General features: G+C 58.9%; 20 protein-coding genes. 8 read left to right on the top strand and 12 right to left on the bottom strand.

Translation table 11 applies throughout. From position 1 onward, the window contains the following. Nucleotides 1-60 precede the first annotated feature (60 nt). The 8 genes from holA to EDC30_RS09220 all read right to left on the bottom strand — a co-directional run bounded on the left by holA (nt 61) and on the right by EDC30_RS09220 (nt 7,624). Nucleotides 61-1,080, bottom strand: a complete 1,020-nt coding sequence (gene holA, locus EDC30_RS09255; RefSeq protein ID WP_132258551.1) for a DNA polymerase III subunit delta — start codon at nt 1,078-1,080, stop codon at nt 61-63. A 14-nt stretch (nt 1,081-1,094) separates the two neighbouring features. Continuing rightward, on the bottom strand, nt 1,095-1,607 hold the full coding sequence (locus tag EDC30_RS09250; protein ID WP_132258550.1) for an LPS-assembly lipoprotein LptE: 513 nt from the start codon (nt 1,605-1,607) through the stop codon (nt 1,095-1,097). A 31-nt stretch (nt 1,608-1,638) separates the two neighbouring features. Continuing rightward, nucleotides 1,639-4,284: a leucine--tRNA ligase gene (leuS, locus tag EDC30_RS09245; protein WP_132258549.1), complete on the bottom strand. Its 2,646-nt coding sequence runs from the start codon at nt 4,282-4,284 to the stop codon at nt 1,639-1,641. Nucleotides 4,285-4,453: 169 nt separating this feature from the next. Continuing rightward, nucleotides 4,454-4,780, bottom strand: a complete 327-nt coding sequence (locus EDC30_RS09240) for a barstar family protein (RefSeq protein WP_132258548.1) — start codon at nt 4,778-4,780, stop codon at nt 4,454-4,456. A 3-nt stretch (nt 4,781-4,783) separates the two neighbouring features. Continuing rightward, entirely contained in the window at nt 4,784-5,227 is a 444-nt protein-coding gene (locus EDC30_RS09235; protein ID WP_132258547.1) for an ExbD/TolR family protein, read from the bottom strand. Nucleotides 5,228-5,236: 9 nt separating this feature from the next. Continuing rightward, nucleotides 5,237-5,944 (bottom strand): MotA/TolQ/ExbB proton channel family protein, encoded by a 708-nt coding sequence (locus EDC30_RS09230; RefSeq protein ID WP_132258546.1) that lies wholly within the window; start codon nt 5,942-5,944, stop codon nt 5,237-5,239. A gap of 33 nt (nt 5,945-5,977) precedes the next feature. Further along, a complete protein-coding gene (gene dapB / locus EDC30_RS09225; protein WP_132258545.1) occupies nt 5,978-6,781 on the bottom strand; it encodes a 4-hydroxy-tetrahydrodipicolinate reductase in 804 nt (267 codons plus the stop codon). 27 nt (nt 6,782-6,808) lie between these two features. Then, complete coding sequence (locus EDC30_RS09220) at nt 6,809-7,624, bottom strand: outer membrane protein assembly factor BamE (RefSeq protein WP_132258544.1); 816 nt, start codon at nt 7,622-7,624, stop codon at nt 6,809-6,811. 77 nt (nt 7,625-7,701) lie between these two features. Between EDC30_RS09220 and fur the strand changes: the two genes are divergently transcribed. Next, entirely contained in the window at nt 7,702-8,136 is a 435-nt protein-coding gene (fur, locus tag EDC30_RS09215; RefSeq protein ID WP_132258543.1) for a ferric iron uptake transcriptional regulator, read from the top strand. A 137-nt stretch (nt 8,137-8,273) separates the two neighbouring features. Here fur and hrcA read toward each other — a convergent pair whose 3' ends face one another. Further along, the gene (hrcA, locus tag EDC30_RS09210; protein WP_132258542.1) at nt 8,274-9,296 is read right to left on the bottom strand and encodes a heat-inducible transcriptional repressor HrcA; all 1,023 of its coding nucleotides are present in this window, start codon (nt 9,294-9,296) and stop codon (nt 8,274-8,276) included. A 120-nt stretch (nt 9,297-9,416) separates the two neighbouring features. On the opposite strand from hrcA, the gene EDC30_RS09205 reads away from it, so the two are divergent. From EDC30_RS09205 to dnaJ, 6 genes are all read left to right on the top strand, one after another. Beyond that, nucleotides 9,417-10,328, top strand: a complete 912-nt coding sequence (locus EDC30_RS09205; protein WP_132258541.1) for an NAD kinase — start codon at nt 9,417-9,419, stop codon at nt 10,326-10,328. Between the two features lie 56 nt (nt 10,329-10,384). Beyond that, nucleotides 10,385-12,034, top strand: coding sequence for a DNA repair protein RecN (gene recN, locus EDC30_RS09200; RefSeq protein ID WP_132258540.1), 1,650 nt, complete (start codon nt 10,385-10,387; stop codon nt 12,032-12,034). 92 nt (nt 12,035-12,126) lie between these two features. Next, nucleotides 12,127-13,233: a ferrochelatase gene (gene hemH / locus EDC30_RS09195; protein WP_132258539.1), complete on the top strand. Its 1,107-nt coding sequence runs from the start codon at nt 12,127-12,129 to the stop codon at nt 13,231-13,233. A 232-nt stretch (nt 13,234-13,465) separates the two neighbouring features. Next, entirely contained in the window at nt 13,466-14,065 is a 600-nt protein-coding gene (grpE, locus tag EDC30_RS09190; protein ID WP_132258538.1) for a nucleotide exchange factor GrpE, read from the top strand. Between the two features lie 89 nt (nt 14,066-14,154). Further along, nucleotides 14,155-16,104 carry a molecular chaperone DnaK gene (gene dnaK / locus EDC30_RS09185; RefSeq protein WP_132258537.1) on the top strand — a complete coding sequence of 650 codons (1,950 nt, stop codon included), beginning with the start codon at nt 14,155-14,157 and terminating at the stop codon, nt 16,102-16,104. Nucleotides 16,105-16,279: 175 nt separating this feature from the next. After that, nucleotides 16,280-17,407 (top strand): molecular chaperone DnaJ, encoded by a 1,128-nt coding sequence (dnaJ, locus tag EDC30_RS09180; RefSeq protein WP_132258536.1) that lies wholly within the window; start codon nt 16,280-16,282, stop codon nt 17,405-17,407. Between the two features lie 98 nt (nt 17,408-17,505). Here dnaJ and EDC30_RS09175 read toward each other — a convergent pair whose 3' ends face one another. Together EDC30_RS09175 and EDC30_RS09170 are read right to left on the bottom strand one after the other, a co-directional pair. Beyond that, on the bottom strand, nt 17,506-20,379 hold the full coding sequence (locus EDC30_RS09175; protein WP_132258535.1) for an EAL domain-containing protein: 2,874 nt from the start codon (nt 20,377-20,379) through the stop codon (nt 17,506-17,508). Nucleotides 20,380-20,381: 2 nt separating this feature from the next. Continuing rightward, nucleotides 20,382-21,203 carry a phosphate/phosphite/phosphonate ABC transporter substrate-binding protein gene (locus tag EDC30_RS09170; RefSeq protein ID WP_165973783.1) on the bottom strand — a complete coding sequence of 274 codons (822 nt, stop codon included), beginning with the start codon at nt 21,201-21,203 and terminating at the stop codon, nt 20,382-20,384. Between the two features lie 224 nt (nt 21,204-21,427). On the opposite strand from EDC30_RS09170, the gene can reads away from it, so the two are divergent. Then, a complete protein-coding gene (can, locus tag EDC30_RS09165) occupies nt 21,428-22,102 on the top strand; it encodes a carbonate dehydratase (RefSeq protein ID WP_132258533.1) in 675 nt (224 codons plus the stop codon). Between the two features lie 39 nt (nt 22,103-22,141). Here the strand turns inward: can and panB are convergent, their stop codons facing one another. Further along, a complete protein-coding gene (gene panB / locus EDC30_RS09160) occupies nt 22,142-22,972 on the bottom strand; it encodes a 3-methyl-2-oxobutanoate hydroxymethyltransferase (protein ID WP_132258532.1) in 831 nt (276 codons plus the stop codon). Nucleotides 22,973-22,999 lie beyond the last annotated feature (27 nt).

The following is a 22,999-nucleotide window of genomic DNA, read 5'->3' as shown; positions in this document are numbered from 1 at the left end:
GACAGTACAAATGTGCGGCAAGGCGGCGCAACGCCGCTAGCGGTATTTTAATGGGCACTCTTAGCGTCCCGTCGCGACTTTCAGGCCCAATTGCAGCATAGCATCCCAGGGATCGCCGGCGAATGCCTTGGCCCGCAAGCCTTTGACCATTTTGTCGATTTGCGCGGCTTCCTGCAACGCGGTTTCCAGCGTCGGCAAAGAGAGCCGGCGCAATGCCGGCTCCATGAGCCGCTCGCGCGGGCCCCAGATGCGAAACTCCTTCAGCAGCATGCCGAGCGGCCGGCCATACGACATACCGACTTTCAGCTTCAACAGCGTACGGATCTCCTCAGCAACGGCCCACAACACCAGCGGCAATGCTTCGCCTTCGCCCTTCAAGCCCTCCAGCATGCGCGTCAGCCGGGCACTGTCGCCGGCCAGCATGGCCTCGTTCAGCTTGAATACATCGTAACGCGCCACGTTCAGCACGGCATCCTGGATCTGCTCGAACGACAGCTTGCCATCCGGGTAGAGCAATGCGAGCTTCTGGATTTCCTGATGCGCGGCGAGCAAATTGCCTTCGACGCGCTCGGCAATGAAATCGATACCCTGCCGATCGGCTGACTGCTTTTGCGCCGCCAGGCGCGTGCCGATCCAGTTCGGCAACTGGTTGCGCTCCACCAGCGGAATATCGATGTACACGCCGGCCTGCTGCAAGGCGCCGACCCAGGCGGCTTTTTGCGTCCCCCAATCCAGCTTCGGCAGCGTGATCAGCGTGACATTGTCAGGTGAAAGATTGGCGACGTAATTCTGCAGCGCCTGCCCGCCTTCCTTGCCGGGCTTGCCGGAAGGGATGCGAAGCTCGATCAGCTTGCGGTCGCCGAACAGCGACTGCGACTGGTTGGCTTCCAGCAGCGCGCCCCATTTGAAGCTGCGTTCGACCACCAGCACTTCACGCTCGGTCAAACCCTGCGCGCGCGCGGCCTTGCGGATCTGGTCCGCGGCTTCCAACGCCAGCAGATGTTCATCGCTGGTGATGACATACAGCGGTGCCAGTGGCTTAGCCAAATGCGCTTGCAAGGCATCCATCCGCAGTTGCATCACAGCCTCTCTTGTCAGGTGCTTGGCAAAGCAGCCAAGCGACGCAGGATTTGCTGCACCAGGTCGGATTGCATGTCACGGTACAGCATCGCCTTCTCACCTTCCTTGGCCAGCACGGCGGCTTCATTGAAGCTCATGTCGCGCTTGATCAGGATATTGGTCGGTTCCAGCAGTTGCTTGCCGCTGCCATCCAGGACGCGGAAGCTGAATCGGTAGAACAGTGACAGTTCGCGAATGCGGCCCTGACTGTTTAGCGACAGGACGGATTCTTCGCGCCTTTCGTCCAATGGTTCCAGCACGGCTTCGGCAGCCTTGCGATCGGCAACGATTTCCGTGCCGCCGCTGGCGCGGATATAGCGACGCAATTCCACGCCCAGCGGCGAGTTGTCGGCAAACCCGAGGTAAATCGTCTTGAACGGCAGCCTGGTTTGTTCCGCGCCGCGCAGCCGGAACCCGCAGGCCGAAAGGGTGGACGCGCCGGCGAGGCCGGCCAGCAGGGCAAGGACGGTGCGGCGTGGATTGCTCATGCGCTTGTTCCTCAAGTGTCTTCGGTATCGGTTACGCGACGATGTTGACCAGCTTGCCGGGCACGATGATGATTTTCTTCGGCGCGCCTTCGACAAATTTCTTCACGTTTTCATTAGCCAGCGCCGTCGCTTCGATGGCAGCCTTGTCGGCATCTTTCGCCACCTTGATCGAGCCGCGCAGCTTGCCGTTGACTTGCACCATGAGTTCGATCTCCGACTGTTCCAGCGCCGCGGCATCAACCTGCGGCCAGGGCGCGTCGAGGATGTCGCCGAAGGTCTTGTCGTAGCCGAGTTCGCTCCACAGCACGTGGGTCACGTGCGGCGCCACCGGGTTCAGGATGCGCAGGAAGATGGACAGCACTTCGGCGATTACCGCGTTCGAGGCTGGCGACTCATCCAGCTTGGCGCCTTCCATGGTGTTCAACATCTTCATGCAGGCCGACACCACGGTGTTGTATTGCAGGCGCTTATAGTCGTGCTCGGCCTGTTGCAGGATCTTGTAGGCTTCGCGGCGCAAGGTCTTTTGCGCATCGTTCAACGCTGCCGCGTCCAGCGCGCCGGCTGCCGTCACGCGCGCCGACTGTGCATTGGCATAAGCCCACACACGCTTGATGAAGCGATGTGCGCCTTCGACGCCGGCATCGTTCCACTCCAGCGTCTGCTCCGGCGGCGAAGCGAACATCACGAACAGGCGCGCGGTGTCGGCGCCGTACTGGTCGATCAATTCCTGCGGATCGACGCCATTGTTCTTCGACTTCGACATCGTCGTCATCTCGTACTCGACCGGGGTGCCATCCTTCTTCAGCTTGCCGCCGATGATCTGGCCCTGCTCGTTGGTGATGACATCGACTTCATGCTCCCAGTAGTAATTCTTGCCAGCGTCGGCCGGCTTGTGGAAGAACGCACCCTTCAAGACCATGCCTTGCGTGAGCAGGTTGGTGAAAGGCTCGTCGATCTTCACGAGTCCCAGATCACGCATGACCTTGGTCCAGAAGCGCGCGTACAGCAGGTGCAGGATCGCGTGCTCGATGCCGCCGATGTACTGGTCCATCGGCATCCAGTAATCGGTGCCGCCATCGACCATCTTTTCATCGTTGCGCGCATCGCAATAGCGCATGAAATACCACGACGAATCGACGAAGGTATCCATAGTGTCGGTTTCGCGCCGCGCCGGCTTGCCGCAGGAAGGGCAGGTGCAGGCCAGGAAATCCTCACGCTTGTTGAGCGGGTTGCCCGAGCCGTCCGGCACGCAATCCTGCGGCAGTACCACCGGCAAATCCTTCTCGGGCACCGGCACCGGGCCGCAGGATTCGCAATGGATGATGGGAATCGGCGTGCCCCAGTAGCGCTGGCGCGAAATGCCCCAGTCTCGCAGGCGCCAGGTGGTTTTCTTTTCGCCGTCGCCCTTGGTGGCGAGGTCGGCGGCGATCTTGTCGACCGCGGCCTTGTAGCTCAAGCCATCATAGGCGCCTGAATTGACGGTGACACCGCGCTGCTTGTCGCCATACGATTCCTGCCAGGCGTCGGTGGAATACGTCTCGCCTTCGACGGCGACGACCTGCTTGATCGGCAGGTTGTATTTCTTGGCAAAGGCAAAGTCGCGCTCGTCATGCGCAGGCACGCCCATCACGGCGCCGTCCCCGTAGCTCATCAGGACGTAATTGCCGACCCAGACTTCGACCTTGTCGCCGGTCAGCGGGTGGGTGACGAACAGGCCGGTCGGCATGCCTTCCTTCTCGCGCAGGGCGAGTTCGGCCTCGGTAGTGCCGCCTTTCTTGCATTCCTCGATGAAGGCAGCCAGCTTCGGGTTCGACGCCGCCGCATGCGCAGCCAGAGGATGCTCCGGCGCCACGGCGCAGAAAGTCACGCCCATGATGGTATCGGCGCGAGTGGTGAAGACGAACAGCTTGCCGTCCTGGATCAGCTGACCAGATGCATCCTTGATATCGTGCGGGAAGGCGAAACGCACGCCCTCGCTCTTGCCGATCCAGTTTTCCTGCATCAGACGCACGCGCTCCGGCCAGCCCGGCAGCTTGTTGACCACGTGGTCGAGCAGTTCCTCGGCATAGGCCGTAATGTTCAGGTAATAACCCGGGATCTCGCGCTTTTCCACCAGCGCGCCGGTGCGCCAGCCGCGGCCGTCGATCACCTGTTCATTGGCCAGCACGGTCTGGTCGACCGGGTCCCAGTTGACGACCTGGGTCTTGCGGTAGGCGATGCCTTTTTCCAGCATCTTCAGGAACAGCCACTGGTTCCACTTGTAGTATTCCGGGGCGCAGGTGGCGATTTCGCGCGACCAGTCAATCGCCAGCCCCATCGCCTGCATCTGCTTCTTCATGTAAGCGATATTGTCGTAAGTCCATTTCGCCGGCGGCACCTTGTTCTTCAGCGCGGCGTTTTCCGCCGGCAGGCCGAAGGCATCCCAGCCCATCGGCATCAGGACGTTATAGCCATTCATCCGCAGGAAGCGGGTGAGCATGTCGTTGATCGTGTAGTTGCGCACATGCCCCATGTGCAGCTTGCCGGACGGGTAGGGCAGCATCGAGCAGGCATAGAATTTCTTCTTGTCCTGGCCATTCTTGTCTTTTGCGTGCTCGACCGCGCGGTAGGCGTCGATGGCTTGCCAATGTTGTTGCGCCGATTTCTCGACGTCGGCGGGGCTGTATTTGTCTTGCATGACGGTTGGTAGGGAAATAGGATATGAACCCGACATTATACTGTTTCGGGCAGGGGCTTACGAGAAGGCAAATTCGGGATGGGCCGCTCAAAATTCGCAAATTTGCCGGGAAAAAGTATCAATCATGGCAAATGGGCGTCAGAAGCTTGCGCGGGTTCAGCGCCGGAAGCTAGCGTAATACCAGTTTCAAGGCCGGTTTTTCACCGTAATCGGTGTAGCGCTCGTTGATGCCTTCGATGCAGAAGCTGACTTCTTCCAGCAGATCGGGTGCCTGCTTGCGCAAGGCTTCCGCGTTCGCCACCTCGATTTCCAGCACTTCATTCTCGGCAAGATGAAACTTCGTCATGCCCTCGTCATCGCGCAGGTAGCTCAGGCAATCGACCCAGGCATCCAGGTTGTTGCCATAGAAATCAGGAAAGCCGAAGGCTTCGCGACATTGCGCATGAAACGAGGCCCAGTCGGTGATGGTCGCGCCATCCAGTCGAACACGCGCCATGGCTTATTTTCCGGATGCCGGCTGTGAAGCTGCCGGACTGGGTTCGGTGACGAAGCCCATCTTGGTCACGCCGTTGGCCTGGGCGGCCGCCATGACCTGGGCGATGATTTCGTAACGGGTCGCCTTGTCGGCGCGCAGGTGCAATTCCGGCTGCGGCTGCTGTTTTGCCGCCTGAGTCAGGCGGGCTTCCAGGTCTTTTTGGGTAATGGCCTCATTGCCCCAGAAAATCTGTCCTTCGCCATTGATCGAAAGGGAAATGGTCTGCGGCTTTTCGGGCGCGGCTTCCGCCTGGGCCGAGGGCAGATCGAGCTTGATGGCATGAGTGAACAACGGGGCGGTGATGATGAAAATCACCAGCAGCACCAGCATCACGTCGACCATGGGCGTGACATTGATGTCCGCCATCGGTGCCTGTTGCTGATTCTGGTTGAATCCGCCGAAAGCCATGTTTCTTCCTTATGCGCTTTGTTTCGCAGCGGCCGGCACGACGCGCGCGCCGGTCGTCAGATAAGCATGCAGATCGTGGGCGAAGGCATCAAGTTCCGCCAGCGTGAGCCGGTTGACCCGGGTGAAGGCATTGTAGGCCAGCACGGCGGGAATCGCCACGACCAGCCCGAGTGCCGTCATGATGAGCGCTTCGCCGACTGGCCCTGCAACCTTGTCGATCTGCACGGTGCCGGAAGTCGAGACCGCCAGCAGCGCGTGGTAAATGCCCCACACCGTGCCGAACAGGCCGACGAAGGGGGCAGTCGAGCCGACCGAAGCCAGCAGGGTCAGGCCATTTTCCAGGCGCGCTGAAACGCGGTTGATTTCCTGGCGCAGCGTGCGCGTGATGAGTTCGCCTGGATCGGTATGGGCATTCAGCGAGCCTGCCTGGGCGCTGACATTGGCGGCCTGGGCGCTTTGTGCTGCCAGTGGCGTATAGACGTTTTCCGGGTCGGTGCGGCGGATGAGCTCGATGGCGTCATTCAGCGTTGGCGCATTCCAGAATGCCTCCAGATTCCTGGCACTTTTGCGGATGCGCCAGGAAATCCAGGCCTTGGAAAGGATGTAATACCAGCTTGCAATCGACATCAGCAGCAGGACGTAAGCCACGCCGTGCGAGACGGCATCGCCCTGCGCCCAGTAGTGCGCGAAACCGAGGGTCGAAGAAGCTGGATTCATACGGTTCCCTTCCGCCAGATTAGTAGGCCTGGATCAGCGCAGGCCGATGACATCCTGCATGTCATATAGGCCGGTCTTCTTGTCGGCCAAAAAGCGCGCCGCGCGCAGGCTGCCGTGCGCGTAGGTCACGCGGCTGGACGACTTGTGAGTGATTTCGATACGCTCGCCGATACCGGCAAACAGCACGGTGTGGTCGCCGACGATATCGCCACCGCGAATTGTCGCAAAGCCGATCGACGACGGGTCGCGCGGACCGGTCACGCCTTCGCGGGCAAACACGCCGACTTCCTTCAGATCGCGTCCGATGGCATTCGCCACCACTTCGCCCATCTTCAGCGCAGTGCCGGAAGGAGCATCGACCTTGTGACGGTGGTGCGCCTCGATGATTTCGATGTCGTAACCTTCTGCGAAACTTTTTGCCGCCATTTCCAGCAGCTTCATGGTGACGTTGACGCCGACGCTCATGTTGGGCGCGAAGACAATCGCTGTCTTTTGCGCGGCGGCGGCAATTGCCGCTTTACCGGCTTCATCGAAACCGGTGGTGCCGATGATCATCTTGATGCCATGCGCGGCACAGTATTCGAGATGCTGCAGCGTGCCTTCCGGGCGTGTGAAGTCGATCAGGTACTCGGCATTCGCCAAGCCTTTGGCTAAATCGGATTCGATGGCGACGCCGGCTGGCTTGCCGGAGAAGGCGGCGGCGTCCGTGCCGACGCTTGCACCGGGAAGGTCGAGCGCGCCGGCCAGGATGGCGTCATCCGCTTCCTGCACGGCTTCGATCAGCATGCGGCCCATGCGGCCTGAGGCGCCGGCGATGGCAATTTTCAAAGGATTCATGAGGTTCTACCAGTAATTCGCTAAATCTTATTTGTTATCGGAATTCGCCTTTGGCGTTTCCGCTTTCGGTGTCTCGACTTTCGGCTTGTCGCCTTCCTTGCCGGCGATCAGAGACAGGTAATCGCGTTCGCTCGGCAGCGTGCCCGCATCGATCTTGGCCAGGCGGTTGTCCTCGAAATGCACGGCGATGCGGCTGCTGATGACTTCACCATTCCCTTTTTGCAGGCGGAATACATAATCCCAGCGGTTGGCATGGAAGATATCGGTCAGCAAGGGCGTGCCCAGCACAAACCTCACCTGATCGGGCGTCATGCCCAGCTTGAGTTGATCCAGCTGTTCCTGCGAAATGAAATTGCCTTGCTGGATATCGATCCGGTATGGCGAAAAGATGCCGAACAGACGCTTGGCGCGGGTCGTCTGCACGCCGCTGGCGGCCGGTTCAGCGCCTTTCGCTGCCTGGCTCGAAGCAGTCTGAGCAACCGGGGCAGTCTGCGCAGATTGAGCGGGCGGGACGGCAGCAGCCGGTTGCGCCGGTTTTGCTGCCGCTTGCGGAGGCGGCGCAGCTTGGGATGGCGTAGCCGAGGCGGTAGCAGGAGTCGGAGCGGGAGCAGACGCAGGAGCTGAAGTAGACGCAGGCGCAGCAGGTGCTGCACCAGTCTTGGCAATTGCGGTGGATGCCGAAGGAACTGTAGCAGCCGGTTGAGTCGTCCGTGCTGCTGCTGGCGCCGGTTCATCAATCAATGGATTTTTGGTGGCGCAGCCGACCAGGGCGCTCGCGGCAAGCAGGCAGCATGCGCGGGAAAGCGTCGAAGCAAAAAGAGATTCGGTAAACGGCAGGCGCATAGGTAATCGTGATCGAGTCAGGAAATTTTTACAAAAACACTATATGATAAAGCAGAACTTACCTTGCAAGCATAAACATGCCCAACAATCCTTCAGACTTGAAAGCCAGCGGCCTAAAAGCCACCTTGCCGCGATTGAAAATCCTGGAAATTTTTCAGAATAGTGCAGTGCGCCATTTAAGCGCGGAAGATGTCTATAAAGTGCTGCTGACCGAGAATATGGATGTCGGATTGGCAACCGTGTATCGCGTGCTGACGCAGTTCGAGCAAGCGGGCCTATTGCATCGCAATCATTTTGAAACTGGCAAAGCGGTGTTTGAGCTGAACCAGGGATCGCACCATGATCATCTGGTTTGCCTGGATTGCGGCCTGGTCGAGGAATTCGTCGATGAAGAAATCGAGCAGCGACAGCAGCGTATTGCCAACGAGCGCGGCTTCAAGATTGCCGATCATGCGCTGGCGCTGTACGGCCACTGCACCAAGGACAATTGCCCGCATCGCGGCCGACAATAAGACTGGAAAACAGGCCGGATGCTCGTGTCTGTCGAAAGGCATCGTCTTGCAAGGCGATGCCTTTGATTTTTTGGTGAGTTAGTCCCGGCGGAGCGGCCTTGCCAAGCAGGGCAAGGCGCGATTCCTGATCACTGTGGTCAATGCTGACTTAACGCGTTTGACAACAACTTTGCCGTGATGTCGACAATTGGAATCACACGTTCGTAAGCCATCCGCGTCGGGCCTATCACACCCAGCGTACCGATGATCTTGCCATTGGCTTCGTAAGGAGCCGTCACCACGCTCATTTCATCCATCGGCACCAGTTGCGACTCGCCGCCGATAAAGATCTGCACGCCGTTGGCCTGGCTGGAAATGTCGAGCAATTGCATCAGGCCGGTCTTTTGTTCAAATACTTCAAACAGCTTGCGCAGCGCCGTCATGTTGGATGACAAATCAGTCACCGACAACAGGTTGCGTTCGCCCGAGATCACAACCTCTTCGCCGTGGTCCGACATGGCATCGCTGCCGGCATCCACCGCCGCTTCCATCAGTTGCGTCATGTCGTCGCGCAGCTGGCGCAATTCGTTCTTGAGGCGCATGCGCACGTCATCGAAACTCATGCCGCCGTAATGCTGGTTGATATAGTTGGCGGCGTGCGTCAGTTGTGACGGTGAATAATCGACTTCCGTCAGCAGCAAGCGGTTTTGCACATCGCCGTTGGGCGCAACGATGACCAGCAGGATGCGCTTTTCCGACAGGCGCAGGAAATCGATTTGCTGGAACACCGATTCATGGCGCGGCGTCAGCACCACGCCGGCGAACTGCGACAGCGAAGACAGGATCTGCGCCGCGTTGGAGAGCAGCTTTTGCTGCGAATGCGTCTTCAGGCGCGATTGCATCTTGCTTTCCAGCGTCGATTCGTCGATCGGCTGCACCGTCAGGAGGGTATCGACGAAGAAACGGTAACCGCGCGGCGTCGGCACGCGGCCTGCTGAGGTATGGGGGCTGGCGACAAAGCCCATTTCCTCCAGATCCGCCATGATATTGCGGATCGTCGCCGGCGACAGGTCCAGGCCGGAAATCTTGGAAAGGGCGCGTGAGCCGACCGGTTGACCATCGGCGATATACCGTTCAACTAAAGCTTTCAGCAGGGTTTGTGCGCGGCTGTCGAGTTGCATGAGAGTATTGTAACCACCACCTATGGGCTAAGCTAGAGTCTGTTTGGCATTATTGGAACATAGATTGGTTCTTGGCCAGCATCTTTCAAGACTTACTATAAATATGGTCTAATCTTGATCATGCCATCCAACAAGTTCTCCTCTTCTCCTGTTAAGACAATTGCCATTGTCGGCAAGCCAATGGCCGCCGGAATCGGCGATTCGCTGACCGAGATTGCCAATTTCCTGGTGAATGCCGGGCATAAAGTTGCTTTTGAAGTCGAAACTGCCAAAAACGTCAATGTCGGCAATGCGGCAGTGCTGTCTCCTGAGCAAATCGGTCAACAGGCTGATGCCGCCATCGTGGTCGGCGGCGACGGCACCATGCTAGGCATTGCACGGCAATTGGCGCCGTTCAACGTGCCCCTGATCGGAATCAATCAAGGCCGGTTGGGATTCATGACGGATATCCCTGTCGATCGCATGATGCCGGTGCTGGCCGATATGCTTGCCGGCAAAATCGAGTCTGAACAACGCAGCTTGCTGGAAGGCGAAGTGTTGCGTGATGGCGTCAGTATTTTTCAGAGTGTCGCTTTTAACGACGTCGTCGTCTCGCGCGGCAGCGGTGCCGGGATGGCGGAATTGCGCGTGCAAGTGGATGGCCACTTCATGTACAACCAGCGGTCCGACGGCTTGATCGTGGCGACGCCCACCGGTTCCACTGCCTATGCCCTGTCAGCCGGAGGACCATTGCTGCATCCCGGGCTGGGCGGCATCGCCATGGTGCCGATCGCGCCGCACGCCTTGTCGAACCGCCCGATCGTGCTGCCGGATTCCAGCGAAATCGTGATCGAAGTGGTCAATGGCAGGGATATTACTGTCAATTTCGACATGCAAACCTTCGCCAGCGTGCAATTGCATGATTGCGTTGTTGTAAGGCGCTCGCGGCATGTCGTGACCTTCCTGCATCCATTGGGATGGAGCTATTTCAACACCTTGCGTGAAAAACTTCACTGGCACGAATACCCATCGGCCGAAGGGAAGTTAAAATGAGCGCCCCTTGCAGTTTGTCTTCGCCGATCCTGGCAATCTAAATCTGGATTCTTTACATGTTGCGCACTCTTTCCATACGCGACTTCGTGATCGTCGATGCCATCGAACTCGATCTGGCTGGCGGCTTTACCGTATTCACGGGTGAAACCGGCGCCGGCAAATCGATCCTCATCGATGCCTTGGCCCTGGCTCTCGGCGGACGCGGCGATGCCAGCGTGGTTCGCGAAGGTGCGGCGCGCGCCGATATCACGGCGGAATTCGCCGCCAATGCCGAAGCTGCAGCCTGGCTGGCCGAGAATGAATTCACCGGCGACGATGGCGCCGTGCTGTTGCGCCGAGTGATCGACAATGCCGGACGTTCCAAGGCTTACATCAATGGCATCGCTGCAACGGCAACCCAGTTGCGCGATATCGGCGAACTGCTGGTCGATATCCATGGCCAGCATGCGCATCAATCCCTGCTGAAAGCCGATGCCCAGCGCCAGTTGCTGGATAACCAGGCCGGCCTGCAAGACGAAGTCAAAGCTGTGAATGCCGCCTGGAAGGCATGGCGTGCGCTTGCCAGGCAGCGCGAGGAAATCGAAAACAATGCCCGCAGCGTCCTGCTCGAAAAAGAGCGGCTGGAATGGCAGGTGGGCGAGCTGGAAAAGCTGGCGCCGCGTCCCGGCGAATGGGATGAGGTCAATCATGAATACAGCCGCCTGTCGCATGCGGCTACCCTGATCGACGGCGCCCAGGAAGCGCTGAACGTGATTTCCGAAGCCGAAGACGATCCAATCCTGGCGCGCTTGACGTCGCTGACCCAAAAACTCTCCAAGCTGGCCGATATCGATGAGGCCTTGAAGCCGGTGCTTGAAGTGCTGGAGCCGGCGCGCATCCAGTTGCAGGAAGGCGTGTATGCCCTGAACGATTACCTGGGTCGGCTGGAACTCGATCCGCAGCGCTTGCAGGAAGTGGAAGCGCGCATGGGAGAATTGCATGTCGCCTCACGCAAATTCCATGTCGAGCCGGATGCCTTGCCGGGCGAACTGGAAACCCTGTCGGCACAGTTGCGGCAACTGGCGGATGCCAGCGACCTGGAAGCCTTGAAGGCGCAGGAAGAAAAGCTGAAGTCCGCTTACATGGGCGCTGCGCAAAAGCTGTCGAAGGCGCGCACGAAGGCAGCCAAGGCGCTGAGCGAAGCGGTGACCGCCGCGATGCAAGAGCTGAGCATGGCGGGCGGGCGCTTTGAGGTGGCGCTCAATCCCGGCGAGCCGGCCGCGTACGGCCTGGAACAGGTCGAATTCCTGGTGGCGGGACATACCGGCACGCAGCCGCGTTCGCTGGCCAAGGTGGCTTCCGGTGGTGAGCTGGCGCGCATCTCGCTGGCGATTTCCGTGATTACTTCGAGCGCCACGGCGACACCAACTTTGATTTTCGACGAAGTCGATTCCGGCATAGGCGGCGGCGTTGCCGAAGTGGTGGGGCGCCTTTTGCGTCGCCTGGGACAGGATCGCCAGGTGTTGTGCGTGACGCATCTTCCGCAGGTGGCCAGCCAGGCGAATCAGCATTTCCAGGTCAGCAAGCGCAATGTCGGTGGCAAGACGGTTTCCAGCATCGAACCGCTCGGCGCGACAGCCCGCGTGGAAGAAATCGCTCGTATGCTGGGCGGCCTGGAAATCACCGCGACTACCCGCAAGCACGCCAGAGAATTGCTCGCGCTGTAAGGCTGCATGGATTCTGCGGCGGCTTTCGAGCGGGCCGCGGCTTAAATTTTTGACTTGCTTTTCATTGAGCTGATTGATCGAATCGAGATCCGATGGCCTTCCGCAAAGAACCTTCCTATACCCATGGCTCGGCGCAGCAGACTGCCGTGTTGCTGGTCAACCTGGGAACGCCCGATGAGCCGACGCCGGCTGCCGTGCGGCGCTATCTCAAGGAATTTTTGTCGGATCCGCGCGTAGTCGAAATTCCCAAGGCCGTATGGGCGCCGATCCTGCATGGCGTCATCCTGCCTTTCCGTTCCAGTAAATCGGCGGCCAAGTATGCCTCGATCTGGGAATCTGACGGTTCGCCGCTGAAACTGCATACCGAACGCCAGGCGACGCTATTGCGCGGCTATATTGGTGAGCGTGGTCACCAGGTGCATGTAGCCTATGCCATGCGCTATGGTTCGCCATCCATTCCGCAAGTCTTGCAGCAATTGCAGGAGCAGCGCTGCACCCGCATCCTCGTGCTGCCTGCTTACCCGCAGTATGCAGGCAGTACCACTGCTTCCGTGTACGACGCGGTGTTCCAGCACTATGCCGGCCAGCGCAACGTGCCGGAACTGCGCATGGTCAAGCACTACCATGACCATGAGGCGTACATCGATGCGCTGCGCCATTCGGTGCTGGCGCATTGGGACATGCATGGGCGGCCCGAGAAACTGGTGATGAGTTTCCACGGCGTGCCCAAGCGGACCCTGGATCTGGGCGACCCGTATCACTGCGAATGCCACAAGACGGCGCGTCTGCTGGCGACGCAGCTTGGCTTGGCGGAAGACCGCTATCTGGTCACTTTCCAGTCGCGCTTTGGCAAGGCTGAATGGTTGCAACCCTATACCGCGCCGAGCGTGCGAAAACTGGCGGAGCAGGGCGTCAAGCGTATCGACGTGATGTGCCCGGGCTTCGTGGCGGATTGCCTGGAAACGCTGGAAGAAGTCGATATGGAGGTGCGCCAGGAATTTCTGATGGCTGGCGGCCGCGAATTCCATTACATTCCTTGTCTGAATGAAAATCCGGCATGGATTCATGCCCTTACTGATATCGCCGAGGAGCATTTGCTGGGTTGGCCGACCATGTCCAATGGGGCGGCTCGTGAAGTCCGGGAGCGGGACTTGGCGATCAGTCGCAAGCGCGCACAAGAACTGGGTGCAAAGCAGTAATCAGGAAAGAAGAAAAAGGCACCGCTTGAATTTATGGAAGCCTTAGCAGTGTGGTCTTTGTCGCTGAGGCTATAGCTGGATTGATAGTGCCGATATCTGTGACATTTTGATTCGTCGCAATTGCTGCCGATTTTCTCCGTTTTGTCGCTCCACTTTTCCCCTTGAAATTCCGACAAACAGCCCCATGTAGGGAAAATTACTACGTAAGTCTTTGATTGTTGGAGATTTTTTGATGCAAGAACAGGAAAAGCAAGCCGCGCAAAATGCCGGTGCAGAGGAAAATCCGGGCGCTAACAATACCGCCGCTGCCGAGAACCAGGCAACTCAGGCTGGGGAGGCAACCGCTTCCCAGTCCGGTGCACCCCAGTTGGATCTGGTAGCACGCCTGGCAGCAGCTGAAGCCAAGGCGTCGGAGTTGCAGGATGCTTTCCTGCGCGCCAAGGCTGAGGGAGAAAATATCCGCCGCCGTGCCCAGGACGACATCGCCAAGGCGCACAAGTTTGCCATTGAGGGCTTTGCCGAAGCGCTGGTGCCGGTCAGGGATAGCCTGGAAATGGCCCTGAAAGTGGAAACGCCGTCGGTGGAATCCCTGAAGGAAGGGGTCGAAATGACCCTGAAACAATTGAATTCGGCCTTTGACAAGGGCCGCCTGGCCGAGGTGAACCCTGCGCCGGGCGACAAGCTCGACCCCATGAAGCACCAGGCAATTTCGATGGTGCCGGCAGATCAGGAGCCGAATACCGTGGTCAGCGTGCTGCAGAAAGGCTATACCATTGCCGACCGCCTGCTGCGCCCGGCCCTCGTGACGGTCTCTCAAGGAAAATCGAGCTGAATCATTTAGATACGGCTTGAAAGTTGAGTTACCCGCCACATATTGACGACATCTGAATCTGTTATCCAGTTATATATAAGGACAAAATCATGGGCAAGATTATCGGTATCGACCTTGGCACCACCAATTCCTGCGTTGCTATCATGGAAGGTGGTCAGCCGAAGGTGATTGAAAACTCCGAAGGCGCGCGCACCACGCCTTCCGTTATTGCCTATCAGGACGATGGCGAAATCCTGGTCGGCGCGCCCGCCAAGCGGCAGGCGGTCACCAACCCGAAGAACACACTGTACGCCGTCAAGCGACTGATCGGCCGCAAGTTCGAGGAAAAGGAAGTGCAAAAGGACATCGCCCTGATGCCTTACCAGATCAGCAAGGCTGACAATGGTGATGCCTGGGTCACGGTGCGCGACAAGAAGCTCGCGCCGCCGCAGATTTCCGCCGAAGTGCTGCGCAAGATGAAGAAGACTGCCGAAGATTACCTCGGCGAGGAAGTCACCGAAGCCGTGGTGACCGTGCCGGCTTACTTCAACGATGCCCAGCGCCAGGCCACCAAGGATGCCGGCCGCATCGCCGGTCTGGACGTCAAGCGCATCATCAACGAGCCGACCGCGGCAGCGCTGGCATTCGGCCTGGACAAGACCGAGAAGGGCGACCGCAAGATTGCCGTGTATGACTTGGGCGGCGGTACCTTCGACGTGTCGATCATCGAAATCGCCGACGTCGATGGCGAAAAGCAGTTCGAAGTGCTGTCCACCAACGGCGACACCTTCCTCGGCGGCGAGGACTTCGACCAGCGCCTGATCGACTACATCATCGAGGAATTCAAGAAGATCAACGGTCTCGACCTGGGCAAGGACCCGATCGCGCTGCAGCGCATCAAGGCTGCCGCCGAACGCGCCAAGATCGAGCTGTCGTCGTCGCAGCAAACCGAAATCAACGAGCCGTACATCGCCATGGCCAATGGCGCGCCGGTTCACCTGAACCTGAAGATCACCCGCGCCAAGCTGGAATCGCTGGTCGAAGACCTGATCGAAAAGACCATCGAGCCTTGCCGCACCGCTATCAAGGATGCCGGCATCAAGGTCTCCGACATCGATGACATCATCCTGGTCGGCGGCCAGACCCGCATGCCGAAAGTGCAGGAAAAGGTCAAGGAATTCTTCGGCAAGGATCCGCGCAAGGACGTCAACCCGGACGAAGCTGTGGCTGTCGGCGCCGCAATCCAGGGTTCGGTGCTGGCCGGTGACCGCAAGGACGTGCTGCTGCTGGACGTGACGCCGCTGTCGCTGGGTATCGAAACCCTGGGCGGCGTGATGACCAAGATGATCCAGAAGAACACCACCATCCCGACCAAGTTCAGCCAGGTGTTCTCGACCGCCGACGACAACCAGCCGGCCGTGACCATCAAGGTCTACCAGGGCGAACGTGAGATGGCCGTCGGTAACAAGGCGCTGGGCGAATTCAACCTCGAAGGCATCCCGCCGGCTCCGCGCGGCGTGCCGCAGATCGAGGTGACCTTCGACATCGATGCCAACGGCATCCTGCACGTGTCGGCCAAGGACAAGGCAACCGGCAAGGAAAACAAGATCACCATCAAGGCCAATTCCGGCCTGACGGAAGATGAAATCCAGAAGATGGTGCGCGATGCCGAGGCCAATGCCGAGGAAGACAAGCGCCTGAAGGAACTGGCCGAGACCCACAACCAGGGCGATGCTTTGGTGCACTCCACCCGCAAGGCACTGGGCGAGTACGGCGACAAGCTGGAAGCCGGCGAGAAGGAAAAGATCGAGGCTGCCATCAAGGACCTGGAAGCCAGCCTGAAGGGCAACGACAAGGCCGACATCGAAGCCAAGGTCGCGGCACTGACCACGGCGGCGCAAAAGCTGGGCGAGAAGATGTATGCCGACGCGCAGGCTCAGGCGGGTGCAGCAGGTGCTGCCGGCGCCGGAGCGGAAGGCGGCGAGGGTTCGCAGCAACAAGCCAAGCCGGCCGAAGACGACGTGGTCGACGCCGACTTCAAGGAAGTCAAGGACAAGTAATCGGCCATCGCAGACTGTCTGGCGGGGTCTTCCCGCCGGATGGCAGCACGCCGAGTCGATCTGGCTGTCGCAGTCGTCGGCTCGGCGTTTTCTGTTTTCGCCAGAGTCCATTTCATGAAACCGGCCGGGAGGCAGTTTCATGAAATCGGTTTTGAAATAACAAGGTGCCGACAACATGGCAAAGCGAGATTTTTACGAAGTACTGGGCGTAGCCAAGAACGCTTCTGACGATGAAATCAAGAAGGCGTATCGCAAGCTCGCCATGAAATACCATCCGGACCGCAATCCGGACAGCAAGGGAGCTGAAGAGAAATTCAAGGAGGTCAAGGAAGCCTACGAGATGCTCTCGGACCCGCAGAAGCGCGACGCGTATGACCGTTATGGACATGCCGGCGTCGATCCGAACATGGGCGCCGGCGGTTTCGGCGGCGCTGGCGCGGGCGGATTTGCCGACGCTTTCGGCGATATCTTCGGCGACATCTTCGGCAACGCCCGCGGTGGCCGCAGCGGCCCGCAGGTCTATCGCGGCGCCGACCTGCGCTACAACCTCGATATCACCCTGGAACAGGCTGCACACGGTTTCGATACCACCATCCGCGTGCCGTCATGGGATGGTTGCGATGTATGCCACGGCAGCGGTGCCAAGCCGGGCACGCAGCCGACCACTTGCCCGACTTGCGGCGGCCATGGCCAGGTGCGCATGCAGCAGGGTTTCTTCAGCATCCAGCAGACCTGCCCGAAGTGTCACGGCACCGGCAAGATCATTCCCGAGCCATGCACCAATTGCGGCGGGGCCGGGCGCATCAAGCGCAACAAGACCTTGGAAGTGAAGATCCCGGCCGGTATCGACGATGGCATGCGCATCCGCTCTTCCGGTAATGGCGAACCGGGCATGAACGGCGGTCCGCCGGGCGACTTGTATGTCGAGATCCATATCAAGCAGCATGCGGTATTTCAGCGCGACGGCGACGACCTGCATTGCGAAATCCCGATTTCCTTTGCCAAGGCGGCGCTGGGTGGCGAAGTCGAAGTGCCTACCTTGAATGGCAAGGCATCCTTCTCGCTGCCGGAGGGCACGCAGACCGGCAAGACTTTCCGCCTGCGCGGCAAGGGCATCAAGGGGGTGCGTTCCGGTTATCCGGGCGACCTGTTCTGCCACGTGGTGATCGAGACGCCGGTCAAGCTGACCGACAAGCAGAAGGATTTGCTGCGCGAACTCGACCGCCTGACAATGGAAGGCGGCTCGAAGCATAGCCCGCATTCCAAATCCTGGATGGACAAGGTCAAGAGCTTCTTCGAGTAAGCGACATCAATGGGCCGGAATTTCCGGCATCAGTAAAAACGCCGGCACAGCGCCGGCGTTTTTTATTGGATGTGTCACTGTCCGCGAATACGCTACATTCAGAACCCGGGAATGATCGGCGTTTCATCCGCCAGGTTCTCTTCGCGCTGGCTTTCGGGCGACGGCGATTTCAGCGGCTGGGGAGCGGCAGTTGCGTGCATGATCTCGTTGCGGATGGTCTCCATCGGCTGTGGCCGGCCGAGCAGGTAACCTTGCGCATAGTCGACGCCGATGCTGCGCAAGGCATCCAGGGTTTCCTGGTTTTCCACCCATTCCGCGATCGTCTTGATTCCCATGACATGGCCGATGTTATTGATGGCTACCACCATTGCCGCATCGGTCGGATCGCGCGCCATGTCGCGCACGAAGCTGCCATCGATCTTGAGATAGTTGACTGGCAGGTTCTTCAGATAACCGAACGATGACAGGCCGCTGCCGAAATCATCCAGCGAGAAGCGGCACCCCATGGCCTTGAGTTCGCGGATCAGGATATTCGCCAGTTCCAGGTTGGCGATGGCGGCGGTTTCGGTGACTTCGAAACAGATGCCGCGCGGGTCGACGCCAAATTCGGCGAACTGGCGCTTGAGGAAGTCGAGCAAGGTCGGATCGCTCAGCGAATCCCCCGACAAATTAATGGAAATCATAATTGACGGCATGCTCCCCAGTTTGCGGCATTCTTCGAATGCCAGCGTTACGACGCGTCGATCGAGCCCGCGCATCAGGTTATAGCGTTCGGCGGCGGGAATGAAACTCATGGGCGACACCAGATTGCCGTCCTGGTCCCGCATGCGCAGCAAGGCTTCAAAGTGAAGGCCGTCATCATCGCCATGCACAGGGACGATGCGCTGGTAATGCAGCAGGAAACGGTTTTGTTCCAACGCGCTGTTGATGCGGGATACCCACAGCATTTCGCCGCGGCGTTGAGTCAATTCGCGCGTGTTCGGGCTCGCCTGCACCTGGTTGCGGCCCTTGTCCTTGGCGGCATAGCAGGCCGCATCCGCCACGCCCATGACATCGGTATTGTTTTCCCGCTGGCCGACGATCGGCACTACGCCGATCGATACGCCGATGGCAAAGATCTTGTCCTGCCAGGCGAAACGGAAATCGGCGACGGATTCACGCAGCGCCTCAGCGACTTCCATCGCCTTATTCAGGGGGCAATCGGCCAGCAGCACGCCGAATTCATCGCCGCCCAGTCTTGCCAGGGTATCCGCGCTGCGAATGCGGGTATTGAGCACCGCGCTCAGCTGGCGCAGTAATTCATCGCCGGCGCCGTGTCCGCAAGTGTCGTTGACGACCTTGAACTGGTCCAGGTCCATGTACAGCAGGGCATGCTGGCGGTCCTGCTCGTGCGCCGAATGAATCAAAGTTTCCAGCCGGCGCTCGAACTCGCGACGGTTGACCAATGACGTGAGGGCATCATGACTGGCTTGCCAGGACAGCTGGCGCGCCATATCGTGCGATTCGCTGACGTCGCGGAACACCAGCACCATGCCGATGACTTCGCCTTCATGGTCGGATATGGGCGCCGCCGAGTGCTCGATCGGCAGGCGAGCACCGTCTCGCTGCACCAGCAAGGCGTCGCCGCGGACTTCAATCTGCTGATGCTGATGCAGGGTTTGCTCAATTGGACTGGGGATGGAGGCGCCAGCTTCATCGACGCATTGAAAAATTTCTCCTAGCGCGCGGCCATAGGCTTCATCAGTGCGCCAGCCGAGCAGCTTTTCCGCGACAGGATTGAGATAGTCGATATTGCCGTCCGTATCCGTGGTGACGACGGCATCGGCAATCGATGCAAGCGTAACCTGGGCGCGTTCCTTTTCCTTGTCGAGCGCTTCTTCCGCGCGCTTCTGCCGGGTGATGTCGCGGGAAATGCTGATTTCGCCAATGTGGCGATTGTTCTCGTCGTACAGCGGCGATACGCTGATCGATAAATGCAGCAGACGTCCGTCGCGAGTCCGGCGGTGCGCCTCGAACGTGGTCGGCTGTGCTTGCTGGATGCGTGCTACGTTGTCCTTGAACTCATGCACCAATTCCGGGTGGTACAGCATGCTCGCGGGACGGCCGATAACGTCTTCCGCTCCGTAGCCATAAAGCATGCTGGCTGCCGTGTTCCAGCTGGTGATGATGCCATCCAGATCGACGGTGATAATCGGGACATTCGACTGCTCCACGATCACCGCCAGCAGGCGATTGCGCGAGCCGCTGTCGCGCAGCGATCCCAGCAGGCGCTCGATATTGGCAGCCATGTTATTGAAGGCATGGATACATGCCTGCATTTCCGGCGGTCCGCTGGCTTGAATGCGCAGCGCGTGATCGCCCTGGCCGAACTGGTGGGCAGCCTTTTGCAGCACATACAGCGGCCGCAAGCCATTGGAAACGAGCGTGCCAAGCAAAGCAAACAGGCTGCCGATCCCCAACAGCAGGATGCACAGCTTGCCGAGCATCTTTTCCCAAATCTGATTAATGGCCGGAGTGGTGGCGATCTCTACGCGCAGTCGCCCATAGTTTTCGCCGCCAACAATAATGTCCTTGTTTTCGGAATACTGCGGAATGTTTGTCCAGTGCGCGAACCAGGCCGGCGCCGTCAAGACGACATCGCTCTGAGGCGTATCGGCGATTTGAAGATGATTTTCACTGTCGGTCCAGGCAATGCTGTGGATCGCCGGCTGCTCCACGCCCTTGTTCAGCAATTGCTGCACGGCTGCATAGTCACCGGTAATGACAGGCTCGGTCAGCGCCTGGGCCAGGAAGTCCAGTTCATATTGCAGGCTTTGCGCGAGTTTGTCGCGTTGGAATGAAATCTCGTTGCGCAGGTCAAGGGTGAAGATCGTGCAGCCCACCAGTGTAAGCACGACGCCGGATACCAGCTTGATACGGGCAGCCAGGCTCAGGTCACGGCCAGCTTTAAATAGACTGGATAGGTTGAGCATGATTATTGGCCTTCCGGCAAAGGCAGGCGCTGCCGATAGAACCGGTGCATGTGTTCGTATTCTGCGTTACTTGCCGCAACAAACCCAAACGATGTCGGCTGTCCGAACAGGGGAGAACTGGCGGTTAAAATTTCGCGGCCTTCGAAACGCTCGCTCATCGACAGTAATGCCGTACGCACCGCGTCGACCTTTTCCTTGGGTACGGCAGGATGAACGGCGATGGGAACGGTCGGATATTCTTCCGAACTCCACAACACGCGGTAGCTGACATTCTGACGTTCCGCATAGGCATTGGCGATAACGGCACTGACCCCAGCCGCTGCCGCACGGCCAGACAGCATTTGTCCCAGCGCCCCTTCGATCGTCCCGGCGAAACGAGGCTTGACATGGATGCCGGCACGTAGCAGTGCATCCATCGGCACCTGGAATCCGGTAAAGGCGACTTTAGAAGGAAAGGCAACTTCGCGGCCTTGTAATTGTTCCAGTGAGGTATAAGGTGAATTGGTAGACACGACAATCTGTCCGCGAGACGGACTCGCAAGAGGTCGAGCGATGACGATGTATCCCGCACCGTCGTTCCCGGGAGCGAATTGATAATTGGAATAAATAAAGTGAAGTTCGCCATGCTGAATCATGGCAGCCAGTTCTGGCGAGCTCTTGGCCACTTTTAATTTCAGCGGCACTCCACTTTGCCGGGTGAGATAGCGCAGAATAGGATTCCAATATTGTGCCGTGATGACGGCACTGCGCGGACTGATGACGCCAAATATGAAAGCGGGAGTTTCAGCCTGGCCGGCCTGTACAGGAGCAGCAAGTCCGGCCATGCAGACAATAAAAGCGACTGCCAGAGCACGCGGCAATAACTTCAATCTGCTTCCTTTGCATAAATGCATCACGCCGTTATCATGCTGGCATGCTGCGAGACTGGCTGCTCACAAAAAGCAGCCGCTTAAGAATGTAAAAAGATGCGCTAATGTAACATTATTTTTTTTCAGCTTGGCAACAATTGTGTGGTTTTTTATACATTCAAGCCCTTATTGGAACATCAATGACAACTCCAAAACATGACGACTTGAAGGTACTGTTTGACAACAACAGCCAATGGGCTGCATCGATGATCAAGACGGATGCGGATTTCTTCAAGAAGCTGGTGGCGCAGCAATCCCCGGAATATCTCTGGATCGGATGTTCGGACAGCCGCGTGCCGGCCAATGAAATCGTCGGACTGGCGCCGGGAGAATTATTCGTTCACCGAAATGTCGCCAACGTGGTCGTGCATACCGACTTGAATTGCCTGTCGGTGTTGCAGTTCGCGATCGAGGTGTTGGGCGTGAAGCATGTGATCGTGTGCGGCCACTACGGCTGTTCGGGCGTGCACGCCGCCCTGGCCAAGCGCCGCATCGGCCTGGCGGACAACTGGTTGCGCCATGTACGGGACGTGCATACCAAACACGAGCGCTACCTCGGCGATGTGCTGCCGACGCGCGAAAAGCAGGACCGGCTATGCGAGCTGAATGTGATCGAGCAGGTCGCCAATGTCTGCCAGACGACGATCGTTCAGGATGCGTGGGAACGTGGCCAGAACCTGACTATCCACGGCTGGATCTATGGATTGCAGGATGGCCGCCTGCGTAATCTTGGCGTAACGATTGGCGATGCACAGGAAGTAAGCGAACGCTTGCAGGCCGCCTATGCGCGCTATGAGGATTACTGTCCGGGCTAAGATGCCGCAATGCTGCAAGCGGCATCTTGCCTAGCGTTGTTAGAAGCAGTGTTCGGGCGCCGGGAAGGACTTGTCCTTGACGGCGCTGATATAGGCACGGAAGGCGCCGCCGATGCTGTCCTGCCCCTGCATGAAATTCTTCACGAAACGGGCTTTCTTGCCCGGGAAGACATCCAGCATGTCGTGCATGACCAGCACCTGGCCCGAGCAATCGGGGCCCGCGCCGATGCCGATGGTCGGGATGCTCATCAGTTCCGTGACTTCCTTGCCGAGCGCTGCCGGGATCGCCTCCAGCAACAGCATCGATGCGCCGGCAGCCTGCAGCGCCAGGGCGTCGGCTTTCAGTTTTTCCGCGCCTTCCGCGGTTTTCCCCTGCACCCGGTTTCCACCCAATATATGCACCGATTGCGGCGTCAGGCCGATGTGGGCAAATACCGGGATGCCGCGCTCGACCAGGAAATGCACGGTCTCGGCCAGCCAGGCGCCGCCTTCGATTTTCACCATGTGCGCGCCGGCCTGCATCAATTTGGCGGCATTCTGAAACGCCGCTTCCTTGGTGCCGTAGGTGGCGAACGGCATGTCGGTCACCAGGAAAGCCGACTTGTTGCCGCGCGCGACGGAGGCCGTGTGATAAGCCATGTCATCGATCGTCACGGGCAAAGTCGAGCTTTGTCCCTGGCTGACGTTGCCGAGCGAGTCGCCCACCAGCAGGACATCGACGCCGCAATGGTCCATCAGCGCGGCGAAACTGGCGTCATAGCAGGTCAGCATGGCGATTTTTTCACCCGCTGCGCGCATGGCCATCAATGCCGGTATGGTGACCGTCTTGCGAGCGATGCCGCTCTGGTTGTCGTGGGCGTATCCGGTCATGTCGATTCCTTTGATTGCAGTTATTCC

It is taken from the genome of Paucimonas lemoignei (assembly GCF_004342585.1).
In the GTDB taxonomy this organism is placed as follows: domain Bacteria; phylum Pseudomonadota; class Gammaproteobacteria; order Burkholderiales; family Burkholderiaceae_D; genus Paucimonas; species Paucimonas lemoignei.
The sequence above is the reverse complement of the archived record's forward strand: the minus strand, read 5'-3'. Positions and strand labels throughout refer to the sequence as shown.

Bases quoted from the DNA above. Each gene is read 5' to 3' on its own strand.
- holA (WP_132258551.1), bottom strand. From the start codon at position 1,080: ATGCAACTGCGGATGGATGCCTTGCAAGCGCATTTGGCTAAGCCACTG.
- EDC30_RS09250 (WP_132258550.1), bottom strand. From the start codon at position 1,607: ATGAGCAATCCACGCCGCACCGTCCTTGCCCTGCTGGCCGGCCTCGCC.
- leuS (WP_132258549.1), bottom strand. From the start codon at position 4,284: ATGCAAGACAAATACAGCCCCGCCGACGTCGAGAAATCGGCGCAACAA.
- EDC30_RS09240 (WP_132258548.1), bottom strand. From the start codon at position 4,780: ATGGCGCGTGTTCGACTGGATGGCGCGACCATCACCGACTGGGCCTCG.
- EDC30_RS09235 (WP_132258547.1), bottom strand. From the start codon at position 5,227: ATGGCTTTCGGCGGATTCAACCAGAATCAGCAACAGGCACCGATGGCG.
- EDC30_RS09230 (WP_132258546.1), bottom strand. From the start codon at position 5,944: ATGAATCCAGCTTCTTCGACCCTCGGTTTCGCGCACTACTGGGCGCAG.
- dapB (WP_132258545.1), bottom strand. From the start codon at position 6,781: ATGAATCCTTTGAAAATTGCCATCGCCGGCGCCTCAGGCCGCATGGGC.
- EDC30_RS09220 (WP_132258544.1), bottom strand. From the start codon at position 7,624: ATGCGCCTGCCGTTTACCGAATCTCTTTTTGCTTCGACGCTTTCCCGC.
- fur (WP_132258543.1), top strand. From the start codon at position 7,702: ATGCCCAACAATCCTTCAGACTTGAAAGCCAGCGGCCTAAAAGCCACC.
- hrcA (WP_132258542.1), bottom strand. From the start codon at position 9,296: ATGCAACTCGACAGCCGCGCACAAACCCTGCTGAAAGCTTTAGTTGAA.
- EDC30_RS09205 (WP_132258541.1), top strand. From the start codon at position 9,417: ATGCCATCCAACAAGTTCTCCTCTTCTCCTGTTAAGACAATTGCCATT.
- recN (WP_132258540.1), top strand. From the start codon at position 10,385: ATGTTGCGCACTCTTTCCATACGCGACTTCGTGATCGTCGATGCCATC.
- hemH (WP_132258539.1), top strand. From the start codon at position 12,127: ATGGCCTTCCGCAAAGAACCTTCCTATACCCATGGCTCGGCGCAGCAG.
- grpE (WP_132258538.1), top strand. From the start codon at position 13,466: ATGCAAGAACAGGAAAAGCAAGCCGCGCAAAATGCCGGTGCAGAGGAA.
- dnaK (WP_132258537.1), top strand. From the start codon at position 14,155: ATGGGCAAGATTATCGGTATCGACCTTGGCACCACCAATTCCTGCGTT.
- dnaJ (WP_132258536.1), top strand. From the start codon at position 16,280: ATGGCAAAGCGAGATTTTTACGAAGTACTGGGCGTAGCCAAGAACGCT.
- EDC30_RS09175 (WP_132258535.1), bottom strand. From the start codon at position 20,379: ATGCTCAACCTATCCAGTCTATTTAAAGCTGGCCGTGACCTGAGCCTG.
- EDC30_RS09170 (WP_165973783.1), bottom strand. From the start codon at position 21,203: ATGGCCGGACTTGCTGCTCCTGTACAGGCCGGCCAGGCTGAAACTCCC.
- can (WP_132258533.1), top strand. From the start codon at position 21,428: ATGACAACTCCAAAACATGACGACTTGAAGGTACTGTTTGACAACAAC.
- panB (WP_132258532.1), bottom strand. From the start codon at position 22,972: ATGACCGGATACGCCCACGACAACCAGAGCGGCATCGCTCGCAAGACG.